Source organism: Pseudomonas abyssi, assembly GCF_003444685.1.
Taxonomy (GTDB): domain Bacteria; phylum Pseudomonadota; class Gammaproteobacteria; order Pseudomonadales; family Pseudomonadaceae; genus Halopseudomonas; species Halopseudomonas abyssi.
The window spans coordinates 76,108-91,536 of sequence record NZ_LMAZ01000002.1; the positions used below are offsets into that span (position 1 = coordinate 76,108).

14 protein-coding genes and 2 tRNA genes are annotated in these 15,429 nt (G+C 59.7%); 5 read left to right on the forward strand and 11 right to left on the reverse strand.

Annotation, left to right across the window (positions count from 1 at the left end):
• Positions 1–3: 3 nt before the first annotated feature.
• From pheT to uvrB, 8 genes are all read right to left on the reverse strand, one after another.
• Complete coding sequence (gene pheT, locus ASB58_RS08440; RefSeq protein WP_118130089.1) at positions 4–2,382, reverse strand: phenylalanine--tRNA ligase subunit beta; 2,379 nt, start codon at positions 2,380–2,382, stop codon at positions 4–6.
• Positions 2,383–2,421: 39 nt separating this feature from the next.
• Positions 2,422–3,426 (reverse strand): phenylalanine--tRNA ligase subunit alpha, encoded by a 1,005-nt coding sequence (gene pheS, locus ASB58_RS08445; RefSeq protein WP_118130090.1) that lies wholly within the window; start codon positions 3,424–3,426, stop codon positions 2,422–2,424.
• 107 nt (positions 3,427–3,533) lie between these two features.
• The gene (gene rplT / locus ASB58_RS08450) at positions 3,534–3,890 is read right to left on the reverse strand and encodes a 50S ribosomal protein L20 (RefSeq protein ID WP_083727855.1); all 357 of its coding nucleotides are present in this window, start codon (positions 3,888–3,890) and stop codon (positions 3,534–3,536) included.
• Positions 3,891–3,921: 31 nt separating this feature from the next.
• Complete coding sequence (gene rpmI / locus ASB58_RS08455) at positions 3,922–4,116, reverse strand: 50S ribosomal protein L35 (RefSeq protein WP_083727856.1); 195 nt, start codon at positions 4,114–4,116, stop codon at positions 3,922–3,924.
• A 61-nt stretch (positions 4,117–4,177) separates the two neighbouring features.
• Positions 4,178–4,729 carry a translation initiation factor IF-3 gene (gene infC / locus ASB58_RS08460; protein ID WP_174704263.1) on the reverse strand — a complete coding sequence of 184 codons (552 nt, stop codon included), beginning with the start codon at positions 4,727–4,729 and terminating at the stop codon, positions 4,178–4,180.
• Positions 4,726–6,651 (reverse strand): threonine--tRNA ligase, encoded by a 1,926-nt coding sequence (gene thrS, locus ASB58_RS08465; protein ID WP_118130091.1) that lies wholly within the window; start codon positions 6,649–6,651, stop codon positions 4,726–4,728. Before thrS ends, infC begins: the two co-directional genes overlap by 4 nt.
• Positions 6,652–6,831: 180 nt before the next feature.
• A tRNA-Val gene (locus ASB58_RS08470) sits at positions 6,832–6,908 on the reverse strand.
• Between the two features lie 159 nt (positions 6,909–7,067).
• Positions 7,068–9,077 carry an excinuclease ABC subunit UvrB gene (gene uvrB, locus ASB58_RS08475; RefSeq protein WP_118130092.1) on the reverse strand — a complete coding sequence of 670 codons (2,010 nt, stop codon included), beginning with the start codon at positions 9,075–9,077 and terminating at the stop codon, positions 7,068–7,070.
• A gap of 280 nt (positions 9,078–9,357) precedes the next feature.
• On the opposite strand from uvrB, the gene ASB58_RS08480 reads away from it, so the two are divergent.
• A complete protein-coding gene (locus ASB58_RS08480) occupies positions 9,358–10,560 on the forward strand; it encodes an amino acid aminotransferase (RefSeq protein ID WP_118130535.1) in 1,203 nt (400 codons plus the stop codon).
• 78 nt (positions 10,561–10,638) lie between these two features.
• Positions 10,639–10,714 (forward strand) — tRNA-Asn (locus tag ASB58_RS08485).
• Between the two features lie 49 nt (positions 10,715–10,763).
• On the opposite strand, the gene ASB58_RS08490 is transcribed toward ASB58_RS08485, so the two are convergent.
• Together ASB58_RS08490 and ASB58_RS08495 are read right to left on the reverse strand one after the other, a co-directional pair.
• Positions 10,764–11,363 carry an FMN-dependent NADH-azoreductase gene (locus ASB58_RS08490; protein WP_118130093.1) on the reverse strand — a complete coding sequence of 200 codons (600 nt, stop codon included), beginning with the start codon at positions 11,361–11,363 and terminating at the stop codon, positions 10,764–10,766.
• A gap of 103 nt (positions 11,364–11,466) precedes the next feature.
• A complete protein-coding gene (locus ASB58_RS08495; RefSeq protein WP_118130094.1) occupies positions 11,467–11,787 on the reverse strand; it encodes a 3-phosphoglycerate kinase in 321 nt (106 codons plus the stop codon).
• 97 nt (positions 11,788–11,884) lie between these two features.
• Between ASB58_RS08495 and ASB58_RS08500 the strand changes: the two genes are divergently transcribed.
• The 3 genes from ASB58_RS08500 (at position 11,885) to ASB58_RS08510 (ending at position 14,262) form a co-directional block, all read left to right on the forward strand.
• Positions 11,885–12,778: a LysR family transcriptional regulator gene (locus tag ASB58_RS08500; RefSeq protein ID WP_118130095.1), complete on the forward strand. Its 894-nt coding sequence runs from the start codon at positions 11,885–11,887 to the stop codon at positions 12,776–12,778.
• A gap of 63 nt (positions 12,779–12,841) precedes the next feature.
• Complete coding sequence (locus ASB58_RS08505; RefSeq protein ID WP_118130537.1) at positions 12,842–13,681, forward strand: alpha/beta fold hydrolase; 840 nt, start codon at positions 12,842–12,844, stop codon at positions 13,679–13,681.
• Positions 13,682–13,695: 14 nt separating this feature from the next.
• Positions 13,696–14,262 carry a peptidylprolyl isomerase gene (locus tag ASB58_RS08510; protein WP_096005486.1) on the forward strand — a complete coding sequence of 189 codons (567 nt, stop codon included), beginning with the start codon at positions 13,696–13,698 and terminating at the stop codon, positions 14,260–14,262.
• Positions 14,263–14,267: 5 nt separating this feature from the next.
• On the opposite strand, the gene ASB58_RS08515 is transcribed toward ASB58_RS08510, so the two are convergent.
• Positions 14,268–15,392, reverse strand: coding sequence for a GNAT family N-acetyltransferase (locus tag ASB58_RS08515; protein ID WP_118130096.1), 1,125 nt, complete (start codon positions 15,390–15,392; stop codon positions 14,268–14,270).
• Positions 15,393–15,429 lie beyond the last annotated feature (37 nt).

Below are 15,429 nucleotides of genomic sequence, written 5' to 3' on the forward strand. Positions count from 1 at the left end.
GACCTATTTCCTTAGTGTGGCGTTGAACCCTTGCTCCAAGGACTGCAGCACTCTGTCCATGACAGCATTCACCTCGTCATCAGTAAGAGTGCGCGACGAATCCTGCAACGTCAAGCCGATTGCCATGCTTTTTCTATGCGGATCAATACCTTTGCCCTCATAAACGTCAAACAACCTGAGGTTTTTGAGATGGGCTCCGGCTTCTGCACGAATGCAGGACAGCAGATCCTCGGCCAGCACGTCACGGTCCACCACCAGCGCTATGTCACGTCTGACTTCAGGGTAGCGGGACAATTCCACAAAGCGTGGTAACTGACCCTGGCAAATTTTCGCCAATGCCAACTCGAACACAAAAACGGGGCCGTTAAGGTCCAAGTCAGCAACCAGCTGCGGATGCAGCGCGCCGATCAGGCCGACCTGCTCCTCGCCATTGAGGATGCAAGCCGACTGGCCCGGGTGCAGTGCCGGGTGGTCAACCGGTGCAAAACGGAAAGCAACACCGGCTGCGCTTTGCGCCAGGATGGCTTCAACATCAGCTTTGACGTCAAAGAAGTCGACCTTCTCGGCACCATTGGCCCAACCTTCTGGCTGTCGGCTGCCGGTCACGATACCCGACAGCATGACTTCCTGCAGCAGGCCATCCCCGCCCGGGATAAAGCGTTGGCCAGTTTCAAACAGACGTACCCGGCTTTGCTGACGGTTCTGGTTGTACTGCGCGGCCTTGCTCAGACCCGGCCACAGCGAGGGACGCATGACGGCCATGTCGCTGGAGATCGGGTTGGCCAGGGCCAGAGGGTCGATACTCGGCTCAAACTGCTTGCTCAGGCCCGGCTCGATGAAGCTATAGGTAATGGCTTCGTGGTAGCCACGAGCAACCAGCAGGCGGCGTAGCATCGGCAGCTCACCGCGGGTTTCGGGCTTGCCGGCCAGGGTCAGTGCCGCTGTCGGCGCGCTGACGGGCAGGCGGTTGTAGCCATACAGGCGAGCCAGCTCTTCGATCAGGTCGACTTCAATGCTGATGTCGAAGCGGTGGCTGGGTACATCTACCTGCCACTGACCATCTGCCTGGGCGCTCACACCCAGGCCGAGCCCCTTGAGGTAGCCGACCACGTCGGCTTCGCTCATCTGCATACCCAGCATCTGGGTAATGCGCTCATTGCGCAGGGTAATCTGCTTGAGCGTGGGCAGCGCGCCCTGCTCTACCGCCTCGATGACCGGACCCGGCTCACCGCCAACGATCTCCAGAATCAGTGCGGTGGCACGCTCCATGGCTTCGCGCTGCAGCTGCCAGTCCACGCCGCGCTCGAAACGGTGCGAGGAGTCGGTGTGCAGGCTGTAGCCACGCGCCTTGCCGGCGATGGCGATGGTATCGAAGAAGGCGCTTTCCAGGAACAGATCACGGGTGTTCTCGCTCACACCGCTGTGCTCCCCACCCATGATGCCGGCCATGGCCAGCGGACGCTCGTGATCAGCGATCACCAGGGTATCGGCACGCAGGCTGATTTCCTGGCCATCCAGCAGCACCAGCTGCTCGCCCTCTTCGGCCAGGCGCACACGAATGCCGCCCTTGATTTCGGCGAGGTCAAAGGCGTGCATCGGCTGACCCAGTTCGAGCATCACGTAGTTGGTGATGTCGACCACCGCATCAATGCTGCGGATATCGCTGCGACGCAAGCGCTCGACCATCCACAGGGGCGTAGCGCGCGACAGGTCAACATTGCGGATCACCCGGCCCAGATAACGTGGGCAAGCCTCGGTAGCAAACAGCTCTACCGGACGCACCTCTTCATGGACAGCCGCGACCGGCTCGACCTTGACACGGCAAACCTCGGCGCCATAGTTGGCACCCACTTCACGGGCCAGGCCGGCGATAGACAGGCAATCGCCACGGTTCGGCGTCAGGTCGACTTCAATGATGGCGTCATCCAGGCCCAGGTACTCGCGCACGTTCTGCCCGGCCGGGGCATCCTGCGGCAGCTCATAGAGGCCGTCGTGATCTTCTGAAACCTTTAGCTCGGCCGCCGAGCACAGCATGCCGAAGGACTCGACACCACGCAGCTTGGCCTTCTTGATTTTGAAGTCCTCACCCAGCACGGCGCCCACCATGGCGAACGGGATCTTGATACCAGCGCGAGCGTTCGGCGCCCCACAAACAACCTGAAACTCCTCACTGCCATTGCTGACGCGGCACACACGCAGCTTGTCGGCATCGGGGTGCTGCTCGGCACTGAGAATCTCGCCCACCACAACGCCGGAGAACTCACCGGCTGCCGGGGTAACGCTATCTACTTCGAGTCCGGTCATGGACAGGCGCGCCACCAAGTCGTCACGAGAAACGTCAGGGTTTACCCAGGTGCGCAGCCACTGTTCACTGAATTTCATTATCGATTCCTGCTGTCAAAAGGGTTGCGGGTGCGGCGCTCAACGGAACTGCTCAAGGAAACGCAGATCGTTGTCGAAGAAAATGCGCAGATCGCCCACGCCATAACGCAGCATGGTCAGACGCTCTACACCCATCCCAAACGCAAACCCCTGGTATTTCTCCGGGTCGATACCGGACATGCGCAGCACCTCCGGGTGCACCATGCCGCAGCCCAGCACTTCCAGCCAGTCGGCCTTTTCTTCGCCGTTCTTGACTACGCGGCGGCGAATATCCACCTCGGCTGACGGTTCGGTAAAGGGAAAGAATGACGGGCGGAAGCGCACTTCCAGATCCGCCTCGAAGAATTCGCGCAGGAACTGCTCAATGGTGCCCTTCAGATCGGCAAAGCTCACACCCTCGTCGATCAGCAGGCCTTCGACCTGGTGAAACATCGGCGAGTGGGTCTGATCCGAGTCACAGCGATAGACACGACCCGGGCAGATGATGCGGATCGGCGGCTGCTGGCTTTCCATGGTGCGCACCTGTACCGGGGAGGTGTGGGTACGCAGCAGGGTGTTGGCGTTGAAGTAGAAGGTGTCGTGCATGGCACGCGCCGGGTGATGGCCCGGAATATTCAATGCCTCAAAGTTGTGGTAATCGTCCTCAACCTCGGGGCCTTCCGCGACGGTGTAACCGACGTGGGCAAAAATCTGTTCAATCCGCTCCATGGTGCGGGTAACCGGGTGCAAACCACCGGTCGTCTGACCACGGCCGGGCAGCGTGACATCCACACGCTCGGCAGCCAGACGGGCATTCATCGCGGCGCTTTCCATCTCGGCCTTGCGCCCGTTGAGCACGCTCTGTACCTGCTCTTTGGCCTGGTTGACCAACGCGCCAACCTTGGGACGCTCCTCAGCCGGGATGTTGCCCAGGGTCTTCATCACCTGAGTCAGCTCGCCCTTCTTGCCGAGGTACTGCACGCGGATCTGTTCCAGCGTAGCCACATCTGCGGCCTGTTTGATTGCCTCAAGTGCTTGTGCGACCAGGGCGTCAAGGTTTTCCATCAACACGTACTCCAGAAACAAAAATAGGGGAAGAGCTTGGAGGCTCTTCCCCTATCATTGACGTTGCCAGCCACGCCGCGAGGCGCGGTGATTGTCGTAACGAGGGCTTAAGCCAGGCTAGCCTTTGCTTTTTCGACAATCGCGGTAAACGCCGCTTTTTCGTTCACGGCCAGATCAGCCAGAACCTTACGATCGATCTCGACGGACGCCTTTTTCAGACCGGCGATCAGGCGGCTGTAAGACAGACCGTTCTGACGAGCACCAGCGTTGATACGGGCAATCCACAGCGCGCGGAACTGACGCTTGCGCTGCTTGCGGTCACGATACGCATACTGACCAGCTTTGATAACCGCTTGCTTGGCAACGCGGAACACGCGTGAACGCGCACCGTAGTAACCTTTAGCCAGCTTGAGAACTTTCTTGTGACGCTTGCGCGCCATGACACCACGTTTTACACGAGCCATTGCTTTCTTCCTCTAACCTGTACCTTGATGATTAACGCAGACGCAGCATGCGCTCGACTTTTTGGACGTCAGCAGCGTTCAGCTGCGAAGTGCCGCGAAGTTGACGCTTACGCTTGGTGCTCATCTTGGTCAGGATGTGGCTTTTGAAAGCATGCTTGTGCTTGATGCCGTTCCCGGTTTTCTTGAAGCGCTTGGCAGCGCCACTTTTGGTCTTCATCTTTGCCATGTTCAGTTACTCCAAATTGAAGTGCATCAAATAATCGCAAGGCCTGGCGTTGCCCTGGAGATTACTTTTTCTTTTTGGGGGCGATGACCATCATCAGCTGACGACCTTCCATCTTCGGGTGCTGTTCCACGGTGCCGTATTCAAGCAGGTCGTTTTCAACCCGCTTCAACAGCTCCATGCCCAGCTCCTGATGGGCCATTTCGCGACCACGGAATCGCAACGATACCTTGGCCTTGTCCCCTTCAGAGAGGAAACGAATCAGGTTGCGAAGCTTGACCTGATAGTCACCCTCTTCCGTCCCTGGACGAAACTTGATTTCCTTGATCTGAATCTGCTTCTGATTCTTGCGCGCGGCGGCTTGCTGCTTCTTCTTCTCGAAGATGTGCTTGCCGTAGTCCATGATGCGGCACACGGGCGGTGCCGCATCGGGGGAGATTTCAACCAGATCCAGCTTGGCCTCTTCAGCGGCGGCTATCGCCTCCTGAATGGATACGACGCCGACCTGCTCTCCGTCGGGGCCAATGAGGCGCACTTCGCGCGCCGTGATGTTTTCGTTAATCGGCGGGCGTTGCGCAGCTTTTCTGTCTTGTCTCATCTCGCGTTTAATCTTTATTGCTCCGAATTCGGGCGGCCTCGTTGTGCGATAGCGCTGTCGAGGAATGCAGTGAACTCGGTGATAGACATCGAACCCAGATCTTTACCCTCTCGCGTGCGCACGGCCACGGTTTGCGATTCTACTTCGCGGTCTCCGACTACCAGCAGGTAGGGAGTCTTGTGCAAAGTATGCTCGCGGATTTTAAAGCCGATCTTTTCGTTTCTCAAGTCCGCAACGGCACGATAGCCCGAATCAGTGAGAGTTTTCTCTACTTCGGCACAAAATTCAGCCTGATTATCGGTAATATTCAGCACCGCAGCCTGAGTTGGTGCAAGCCAGGCCGGGAAGTCACCCGCGTAGTGCTCGATCAAAATCCCGATAAAGCGCTCGAAGGAACCAAGAATCGCGCGGTGCAGCATGACCGGCGTCTTGCGCGCGCCATCTTCAGCCACATACTGCGCGCCTAGACGACCCGGCAGCATGAAGTCCAGCTGCAGCGTGCCGCACTGCCAGACCCGACCGATACAGTCGCGCAGCGAAAACTCGATCTTCGGACCGTAGAATGCCCCCTCGCCCGGCTGCAACTCCCACTCCAGACCCGCCTCGTTCAGCGCATCCTCCAGACCTTTTTCCGCCTGATCCCAGAGCGCATCGTCACCAACGCGGCTTTCCGGGCGGGTAGACAGCTTCAGCTCAACATCGTCAAAGCCGAAATCACGGTAAACCTTGAGGGTCAGGGCGATAAAGTCTGCGGCTTCTTTCTTCACCTGCTCATCGGTACAGAAGATGTGCGCATCGTCCTGAGTGAAACCGCGCACGCGCATCAGGCCGTGAAGCGAGCCAGACGGCTCGTTACGGTGGCAGGAGCCGAACTCGGCCAAGCGCAGGGGCAGCTCGCGGTAGCTCTTCAGACCCTGGTTGAACACCTGGATGTGGCACGGGCAGTTCATCGGCTTAACCGCGTAATCACGGCTTTCCGACTCGGTAGTGAACATGTTGGCAGCGTAGTGCTCCCAATGACCGGAGCGCTCCCACAGCACGCGGTCAACAACCTGAGGCGTTTTGATCTCTTTATAGCCTGCATCTACCTGCACCTTGCGCATGTACTGCTCAAGCACCTGGTAAATAGACCAGCCATTGGGGTGCCAGAACACCATACCAGGCGCTTCTTCCTGGGTGTGGAACAGGTCCAGGCGCTTGCCGATCTTGCGGTGATCGCGCTTCTCGGCCTCTTCCATCCGCTGAATGTAGGCAGCCAGCTGCTTTTTGTCTGCCCAGGCAGTGCCGTAAATACGCTGCAGTTGCTCGTTCTTCGCATCGCCGCGCCAGTAGGCACCAGAAATCCGGGTCAGCTTGAAGGCTTTCAAAAAGCGGGTGTTCGGCACGTGCGGACCGCGGCACATGTCGACGTATTCTTCGTGGTAGTACAAGCCCATCGCCTTCTCGTCGGGCATATCCTCGACCAGACGCAGCTTGTACTCCTCACCACGGGACTCGAACACCTTGATGACCTCGTCACGCGGGGTCACCTTCTTGATTACGTCGTAATCGGTGGCGATCAGCTCGGCCATGCGTTTTTCGATGGCCGCCATGTCATCCGGCGTAAAGGGGCGCTCGTAGGAAATGTCGTAATAGAAGCCATCATCAATCACCGGGCCGATCACCATCTTGGCGGTGGGATACAGCTGCTTGACGGCATGACCGATCAGGTGAGCACAGGAGTGGCGGATAATCTCGACGCCTTCCTCGTCCTTGGCGGTGATGATCTGCAGGGTTGCGTCCTGCTCGATCAGGTCGCAGGCATCGACCAGGCGACCATCAACCTTGCCGGCGATCGTCGCTTTGGCCAGGCCGGCACCAATCGATTGGGCGACTTCGGATACGGTAACGGGATTATCGAAACGACGTTGACTGCCGTCAGGGAGGGTAATAACGGGCATGTGCCACTCCTTCTCAGTGGTGACCCCTACGCAAGGCCACATGATGGAAACGCCGCACGAATGCCCCGCTGCAGTTCATACCGGTGTCACGATTACCGGCAGCCCTCATCAGGCTACTGCAACAGCACGCCGTACGGCACAGAAACAAAAAACCCGGCCACAGGGACCGGGTTTTAAATTTGGTAGGCACGATTGGATTCGAACCAACGACCCCCACCATGTCAAGGTGGTGCTCTAACCAACTGAGCTACGTGCCTGCGATGGGGGCGAACTTTACGCACCACCCCGCACACTGTCAAGCACTAAGTTACTGAAAACCTGAAAAAACCTTGGTTGCCAGACAAGGCGCTCAACAAACAACCAACCACTGTCTAATCTTTATCCAAATCGCTCAAATAAAGACCAGAAAAGCGGCCTCAGGCCTGCATCAACTGATCGCGCAGCTTCTGGATCTGATCGCGCGCCTGGGCCGCAGACTCAAACTCCAGATCGCGCGCATGCTGCAGCATTTTCTCCTCCAGCTCGCTGATGCGCCTGGTGATCTCTGCTGGCGTGCGCGGTGCGGCATAACCTGCAGCGTCTTCGGCGGCCTTTTGCTGACGCCGACGACCGCTGCGACTACCCGGCACCACCGCCCCTTCCAGAATATCCGCCACGCTCTTGGTGACGCCACGCGGCGTAATTCCGTGCTCTTTATTGAAGCTGATCTGCTTCTCGCGGCGGCGCTCGGTTTCACCGATGGCGCGCTCCATGGAGCCGGTGATGCGATCTGCATAGAGAATGGCCTTGCCGTTCAGGTTACGCGCGGCCCGGCCAATGGTCTGAATCAGCGAGCGCTCGGAACGCAGGAAACCTTCCTTGTCGGCATCCAGAATGGCGACCAGCGACACCTCCGGCATATCCAGACCCTCGCGCAGCAAGTTGATACCCACCAACACATCGAAGGCGCCGGTGCGCAGGTCGCGGATAATCTCGACGCGCTCCACCGTATCGATATCCGAGTGCAGATAGCGCACGCGCACACCGTGATCGCCCAGATAGTCCGTCAGATCCTCGGCCATGCGCTTGGTCAGCGTGGTGACCAGCACGCGCTCTTCCTTATCCACCCGCAGGCGAATCTCCGAGAGCAGGTCATCCACTTGCGTTGTGGCCGGACGCACCTCGATCTCCGGGTCGACCAGACCGGTCGGACGCACTACCTGCTCGACCACCCGACCAGCATGGGCTTCCTCATAGGGGCCTGGCGTGGCCGAGACAAAGATGGTCTGCGGCGAAATGGCCTCCCATTCGTCAAAACGCATGGGCCGGTTGTCCAGCGCCGAGGGCAGCCGAAAACCGTAATCGACCAGCGTTTCCTTGCGCGAGCGGTCGCCCTTGTACATGGCGCCGACCTGCGGCACCGAGACGTGGGACTCATCGATAATCAGCAGCGCATTGTCCGGCAGATAATCAAACAGCGTCGGCGGCGGCGCACCCGGCTCACGACCCGATAGATAGCGCGAGTAGTTCTCGATACCGTTGCAGTAACCCAGCTCCAGAATCATCTCCAGATCAAAGCGGGTGCGCTGCTCCAGACGCTGAAACTCGACCAGCTTGTTCTGCTCCTTGAGCACTGCCAGACGTTCTTCCAGCTCCACCTTTATATGTTCCACAGCTTCAAGCAAAGTCTCACGCGGCGTCACATAATGGCTTTTAGGATAGATAGTTACGCGCGGAACCTTACGCAAAACCTCACCCGTGAGCGGATCAAAGAAGCTGATCGTCTCGACCTCATCATCGAACAATTCGATACGAATCGCCTCCAGGTCAGACTCGGCCGGGAAGACATCAATCACATCGCCACGCACCCGGTAGGTGGCACGCGCCAGCTCCATGTCGTTACGCGTGTACTGCAGCTCGGCCAGGCGGCGCAGCAGCGTACGCTGATCTACCCGATCGCCCCGATCCACGTGCAGCACCATGTGCAGGTAAGACTCCGGATCACCCAGACCATAGATGGCCGACACTGTGGCGACGATGATCGCATCCGGACGCTCCAGCAGCGCCTTGGTCGCCGACAGCCGCATCTGCTCGATATGGTCATTGATGGAGGCATCCTTCTCGATATAGGTATCGGAGGACGGCACGTAGGCCTCGGGCTGGTAATAATCGTAATAGGAAACGAAGTACTCGACGGCGTTGTTCGGGAAGAACTCCTTGAACTCGCCATACAGCTGCGCCGCCAGCGTCTTGTTGGGCGCCATGATGATCGCCGGGCGCTGCATTTTCTGAATCACATTGGCGATGGTGAAAGTCTTGCCCGAGCCGGTCACCCCCAGCAGGGTCTGGTGCGACAGGCCCGCCTCCACGCCTTCCGTCAGCTGGGCAATGGCGGTCGGCTGATCACCAGCCGGCTCGAAGCGGGTTTGCAGGTTGAACTGACTCATCACTACCGGACCTCACAGGGCGATACAAATGAACATGATAACGCAGCCGGCCACGTCAGGCGCTGTCGCCATTTCGTTCCGGCCTGCGGATTCAGGATACGGAACATGGGAACCCGATTGGAGTTATGCGTTCAGTTCTCTATAATAAACGGCCGCTAAGACGTCATTGATCGACCCGGTTGGCGGAGTACATCACCTCCCGCCTGCCCGCCCGCTCGATGCCCTGCACCGGCACAGCCCGACACCCTACATTCACTTGAATATCGAGTTTGCCCATATCATGAGTTTGTTTTCCCCGGTAGAACTGGCCCCGCGTGACCCCATCCTTGGCTTGAACGAAGCATTCAATGCCGATACCCGTGCGAACAAAGTCAATCTGGGTGTTGGCGTGTACTGCAATGAGGCCGGTAAGGTACCGCTGCTGCGCGCTGTGCAAGCGGCAGAAGAGGCTCGCGTGGCCGAGCACGCCGCCCGCGCCTACCTGCCGATCGACGGCCTGGCGCCCTACGACCTGGCCGTACAGAAGCTGCTGTTTGGCGCCGATTCAGCACTGCTGGATTCCGGCCGCTTGATTACTGCCCAGGCCTTGGGCGGCACTGGTGCACTGAAACTCGGCGCGGACTTCCTCTACCGCCTGACCGACAAGCGCACCGTGGCGATCAGCAACCCCAGCTGGGAAAACCACCGTGCGCTGTTCGAAGCCGCTGGCTACGACGTGGTCAACTACACCTATTTTGACCCGGCGACCAACGGCCTGAACCTGGACGGCATGCTGGCCGATCTGGAAGCGCTGGCCGAAGGCAGCGTGGTCATCCTGCACGCCTGTTGCCACAACCCGACGGGCGTTGATCTGGGCCTGGCCGACTGGGCCAAGGTGATCGACGTCGTCGGTCGCCGCCAGCTGGTGCCCTTCCTGGATATCGCCTATCAGGGCTTTGGTGAAAATCTGGAAGACGACGCCGTTGCCGTGCGCCTGTTTGCCGAGTCCGGCCTGCCCTTCCTGGTGGCCAGCTCCTTCTCCAAGTCCTTCTCGCTGTACGGCGAGCGCGTTGGCGCCCTGACTATGGTCACCGCCAGCAAGGAAGAAACCGCACCGGTACTGTCGCAGCTCAAGCGCGTCATTCGCACCAACTACTCCAACCCGCCGACCCACGGCGCCAAGGTCGTTGCTGCGGTACTGACCAACCCTGAGCTGTACGCCCAGTGGGAAGCAGAACTGGCCGAGATGCGCGACCGCATTCGCGACATGCGCGCCGCACTGGTCGAGAAACTGCAGGCCGCCGGCGTAGAGCAGGACGTCAGCTTTATCCAGCGCCAACGCGGCATGTTCTCCTTCTCTGGCCTGAGCAAAGACCAGGTCGCTCGCCTGGCAGATGAGTTCGGCATTTACGCTGTCGGCAGCGGCCGTATCTGTGTAGCGGCGCTGAACACCAGCAACATTGATGCCGTGGCAACCGCCATGGCGGCAGTGATGAAGGGCTAAGCTTCAAGGCCCGGTTGCAAAACCGGGCCTCAAGACGTTGACTTTGATCGATTTTTTGGTAAAGTGCGCAGCGTCCGATCCGCGATAGCTCAGTCGGTAGAGCAAATGACTGTTAATCATTGGGTCCCTGGTTCGAGTCCAGGTCGCGGAGCCAAATTGAAAAACCCGGCATCAGCCGGGTTTTTTATTGCCTGCGATTTACCTTACGCCAGCGCGGCCAGTGCTTCGTCCGCCTCGGCCCGGCCTTTAGCTGCTTCCTCCGGCCCCATCGACTGCCCCTCTACGTTGACGAACTCAACATCGGTGATGCCGATGAAGCCCAGCAGCTGACGTACGTGCGGTGCCTGGAAGTCCAGTGGCGAACCGACGTAGCGACCACCGCGTGCAGTCACCACGTAGACCTTGCGATCCGGCGTCAGGCCGATCGGGCCAGCCTCGGTGTACTTGAAGGTGCGGCCCGCGCGCAGCACGTGGTCGAACCAGGCCTTGAGGGTGGAGGTCATGCCGAAGTTGTACATCGAAGAGGCAATGACGACGACATCAGCGGCCAGCAGCTCATCAATCAACTGGTCAGAGCGCGCGGACGCAGCCTTCTCTGCATCAGTCTGCTCTTCAGCGGGCTTCATCCAACCGCCCAGCAGGGTAGCGTCCAGGTGCGGTACGGCCTCCGCACCCAGATCACGGGTCACCACCCAGGAACCCGGGTATTTGGCCTGCAGCCGGGCGACCAGGTTGTTGGCGTATTCACGGCTCAGAGAGCCTTCCTGGCGGGCGCTGGACTGGACGACAAGAATCTTTTTCATGGTGTTGCTCCATCAATGTTGGCGAGATGGAGCCATGATAGAACCAATAAAAAGATAAAAAAGCGCAAAAAGACGCTTAAAAATATCGATGAAACTGATAGATTTAGCTGGCATGGCAGCTTAGCGTGATACGCACACGGGTGATCGCACGCAGGAATGACTGGCTGATCGTTGTGCTTTCTCCCGCAGCCAGCTTGACCCGCCGCGGCGTCGGTCGCTCCGGCCCATTGACGAAGGTCGCCTCGCACAGCGCGGCAGCGCTGCCGGTGTTGCGCAGCAGCACCGTGGCGATATTGCTCATGTCGGTCGTCTCAGCCTCGATGCTCACGCCTTCGAGCTGGCTTTGCAGATCAATCGGAAAGGCCTGCACACCGGCAGGCAACAGGCAGGCAAACAACAGACTGGCAGCGGCAATGATGCGCATGGTTAGCTCCTGGCGGCAGATCGGTTAGCGGCACTACGCTGGCACCACACGGGACATTCACTTGTCCCGCAACCACAATACGGCAGAGGATGGCAGGATGAAAGCACCCCGTGTAACCCTTGAGCAATGGCGCACGCTGCAAGCCGTGGTAGACCATGGCGGCTTTGCCCAGGCCGCCGAGGCGCTGCACCGATCGCAATCCTCGATCAGTTACACCGTCGCCCGCATGCAGGAGCAGCTGGGCATCCCGCTGCTGGAAATAGAAGGCCGCAAGGCGGTACTGACCGAAGCCGGCGCGGCCCTGTTGCGCCGCTCCCGGCAACTGGTGAATCAGGCCAGCCAACTGGAAATGCTGGCCAGCGAGATGGATCAGGGTTGGGAGGCAGAAGTACGCCTGGTGGTCGATGCCGCCTACCCCACCGATCGTCTGGCCAGCGCCCTGCGCGCCTTTATGCCGCAAAGTCGCGGCTGTCGGGTCCAGCTACGCGAAGAGGTGCTGTCCGGCGTGGAAGAGCGACTGCAGGACGGCACCGCTGATCTGGCCATTTCTGGCCTCAGCATCGCCGGCTACCTGCCACAGCAGCTCAACGCCGTACAATTTGTGGCTGTTGCGCACCCGGATCACCCACTGCACCAGTTGCAACGCACCCTCACCCACGACGACCTGGCGACGCATCTGCAGGTCGTCATCCGCGATTCCGGCGAGCGGCAACCACGCGATTCCGGCTGGCTGGGCGCCGAGCAACGCTGGACCGTCGCCAGCCTCGGCACAGCCGCGCGCCTGGTATCCCGTGGCCTGGGCTTCGCCTGGCTGCCCGAGCATGAAATAACTCAGTATCTGAACAACCAGCAGCTAAAACCCCTGCCGCTGGAGCAAGGCGCCCAACGCTCGGCCTACCTGTTTCTCTATGCCAACAAAGAGCGCCCGGTCGGCCCCGCGACGCGCATTCTGGCTGACCTGATCATTGAACATTCGATGACAGAGCATTGAAGGGCTTCAATTCCCCGTAATTTCACGCCTAGAATGGCCCTTTCGGCCATTCGGACCCTGCCCATGCCGCAGATCACGCTGAACGACTGTCAGTTTCACTACACCGACCAGGGCTCCGGCCCACCGCTGCTGCTGCTGCATGGCCTGGGCTCCAGCGAACAGGACTGGGAATATCAGCTCCCTGCATTGACGCCGCACTACCGGGTGCTCTGCCTGGACATGCGCGGCCACGGCGGTACCGAGAAAACCGGCAAGGGCTACTCGATTGAACTCTTCGCCCGCGATTGCCTGGCCTTTATCCGCGCGATGGATCTGCACAAGCCCCATATCGTCGGCCTGTCCATGGGCGGCATGATCGCCTTCCAGCTGGCCACCGACGCCCCGGACGTCCCCGCCAGCCTGACCATCGTCAACAGCGCCCCAGAGGTCATCCCGCGCAAACCGCTGGAATACTGGATGGCCGGCAAGCGCTTGTTCTTTGCCCATGTATTGCCCATGCCGGCGATCGCCAAGGGCCTGGCCCGGCTGCTGTTTCCCAAGCCCGATCAGGAGCATCATCGCCAGACCTTTATCGACCGCTGGTGCGCCAACGACCGCAAGAGCTATCTGGCCTCCCTGCGTGCGATTGTCGGCTGGGGCGTCAGCAACCGGCTGGATCGCATCAACTGCCCGGTGCTGGTGGTCAGCGCTGACCGTGACTACACGCCGGTCGAGCACAAACGTGAGTATGTCAGTCATCTGGGGGATGCGCGGCTGGAAGTCATCGCCGATTCACGGCATGCTACGCCGGTCGACCAACCGGACACCTTTAACCAGTTGCTGCTGGGTTTTCTCGCCGAGGTCGACAGCGGCCCGGCCGCCGCAATAACAGATCCCGCCCAAGCGGGACTTACAAGCCCCTGACCACGGAGTCATCCATGCTGAAACACCTGATTGGCGCTGCCGCCCTAACCCTGTTCAGTACCGCCGCCCTGGCCGACAACCCCCGCGTACAGTTGAGCACCAGCCTTGGCGATATCGTCGTCGAGCTGAACGAAGAGCAGGCCCCCATCAGCACCGAAAACTTCTTGCGTTATGTTGAAGCCGGCCACTACAACGGCGTCATCTTCCACCGCGTGATTCCGGGCTTCATGATTCAAACCGGCGGTTTTGACAGTAACATGCGTCAGCTTGAAACCGGCAACCCGATCAAGAACGAAGCAGACAACGGCCTGAAAAATCGCCGCTACACCCTGGCCATGGCCCGCACCCAGATCGTCGACAGCGCGACCAGCCAGTTCTTTATCAATCTGAGCGATAACGACTTCCTCGACCACGGCGGCCGCGACTTCGGCTACGCCGTCTTCGGTGAGGTGGTCAGCGGTCAGAACGTCGTCGAGACCATCGGCAAGGTACAAACCACCAGCCGCGCCGGCCACCAGAACGTCCCGGTCAATACGGTCAGCATCATCAGCGCCACTCGTCTGGAAGACGGCGCCGAGTAAGCCCGCTACTCAGCTGCCTGCCGGAATGGCAGGTAGCTGCGCGCATCCTCCCGATACGCCTTCACCCCAGCGCGCTCGCGCAGCAGAAAATCCCCCACCGCCTCATGCAGCCCCGGTTGCAGCTTGTGCCACGACTGCGTCAACACCGGTTCAAAGCCGCGCACCAGTTTGTGCTCGCCCTGAGCGCCGGCATCAAAGCGCTTTAACCCTTCAGCAATACAGCGCTCCATACCTTGATAAAAACAGGTTTCAAAGTGCAACCGGTCGTACTCCTCCAGGCAACCCCAATAGCGACCGTAGAGCGTATCGCCACCGACCAGAAACAGCGCTCCCGCCACCGCCCGCTCGCCCTGCATGGCAAACAACAGGCGCACATTGGCGTTGCAGTAGCGGCTCAACAGCGTAAAAAACGCCGGCGGCAGGTAGGGCTCCTGACCGCGCTTGTAATAGGTGGCCGCGTAGAACGGATAAAACTGCTGCCAGGCGGCGGCGTCCAGCTGATCACCCGCCAACCAGCAGAAGTGAATTTCTTGGTCGCGAATCGCCTGCCGCTCCTTGCGAAAGTTCTTGCGCTTGCGCGAGTTACAGGCCGCCAGAAAATCATCGAAGCAGGCGTAATCGCGGTTGTACCAATGAAACTGACACCCCAGACGCTGTAACCAGCCGCGCTCGGCCAGCCATTCATTCTCTGCTCCGGTATTGAACAGCAGGTGCAAGCTGGACACCCGCTGCCCCTGCAGATCGACATCCAAACTGTCCAGCAAGGCGCCGGCCGCATCGGCGTCACGGGCTATCAGCCGCGGCCCTTGCACCGGCGAAAACGGCGCCGCGCTCAGGTACTTGGGATAATAGGCCCGCCCTGCCCGCTCCCAGGCGTCCGCCCACTGCCAATCGAACACATACTCACCCCAGGAATGATCCTTGAGATACAACGGCAGCAGCGCCTGCAACTGGCCATCGCGCTCCACCACCCGGTGCGCCGGCTGCCAGCCAGAGGCCGCGCACACCGCGCCACTGTCCTCCAGCGCACGGATAAAGCCGTGACTCAGAAACGGGTAGTCGGCCGCCAGCAGGCCATCCCAACAGGCAGCAGCAATATCATTGATGGACGTGAGGTGTTTGGGCACCATGGATCAACTCGGCAGGGTCATGTTCAGCCCGATGATG

Coding starts and splice junctions, on each gene's coding strand:
- pheT (WP_118130089.1), bottom strand. CDS start 2,382: ATGAAATTCAGTGAACAGTGGCTGCGCACCTGGGTAAACCCTGACGTT.
- pheS (WP_118130090.1), bottom strand. CDS start 3,426: ATGGAAAACCTTGACGCCCTGGTCGCACAAGCACTTGAGGCAATCAAA.
- rplT (WP_083727855.1), bottom strand. CDS start 3,890: ATGGCTCGTGTAAAACGTGGTGTCATGGCGCGCAAGCGTCACAAGAAA.
- rpmI (WP_083727856.1), bottom strand. CDS start 4,116: ATGGCAAAGATGAAGACCAAAAGTGGCGCTGCCAAGCGCTTCAAGAAA.
- thrS (WP_118130091.1), bottom strand. CDS start 6,651: ATGCCCGTTATTACCCTCCCTGACGGCAGTCAACGTCGTTTCGATAAT.
- uvrB (WP_118130092.1), bottom strand. CDS start 9,077: ATGAGTCAGTTCAACCTGCAAACCCGCTTCGAGCCGGCTGGTGATCAG.
- ASB58_RS08480 (WP_118130535.1), top strand. CDS start 9,358: ATGAGTTTGTTTTCCCCGGTAGAACTGGCCCCGCGTGACCCCATCCTT.
- ASB58_RS08490 (WP_118130093.1), bottom strand. CDS start 11,363: ATGAAAAAGATTCTTGTCGTCCAGTCCAGCGCCCGCCAGGAAGGCTCT.
- ASB58_RS08495 (WP_118130094.1), bottom strand. CDS start 11,787: ATGCGCATCATTGCCGCTGCCAGTCTGTTGTTTGCCTGCCTGTTGCCT.
- ASB58_RS08500 (WP_118130095.1), top strand. CDS start 11,885: ATGAAAGCACCCCGTGTAACCCTTGAGCAATGGCGCACGCTGCAAGCC.
- ASB58_RS08505 (WP_118130537.1), top strand. CDS start 12,842: ATGCCGCAGATCACGCTGAACGACTGTCAGTTTCACTACACCGACCAG.
- ASB58_RS08510 (WP_096005486.1), top strand. CDS start 13,696: ATGCTGAAACACCTGATTGGCGCTGCCGCCCTAACCCTGTTCAGTACC.
- ASB58_RS08515 (WP_118130096.1), bottom strand. CDS start 15,392: ATGGTGCCCAAACACCTCACGTCCATCAATGATATTGCTGCTGCCTGT.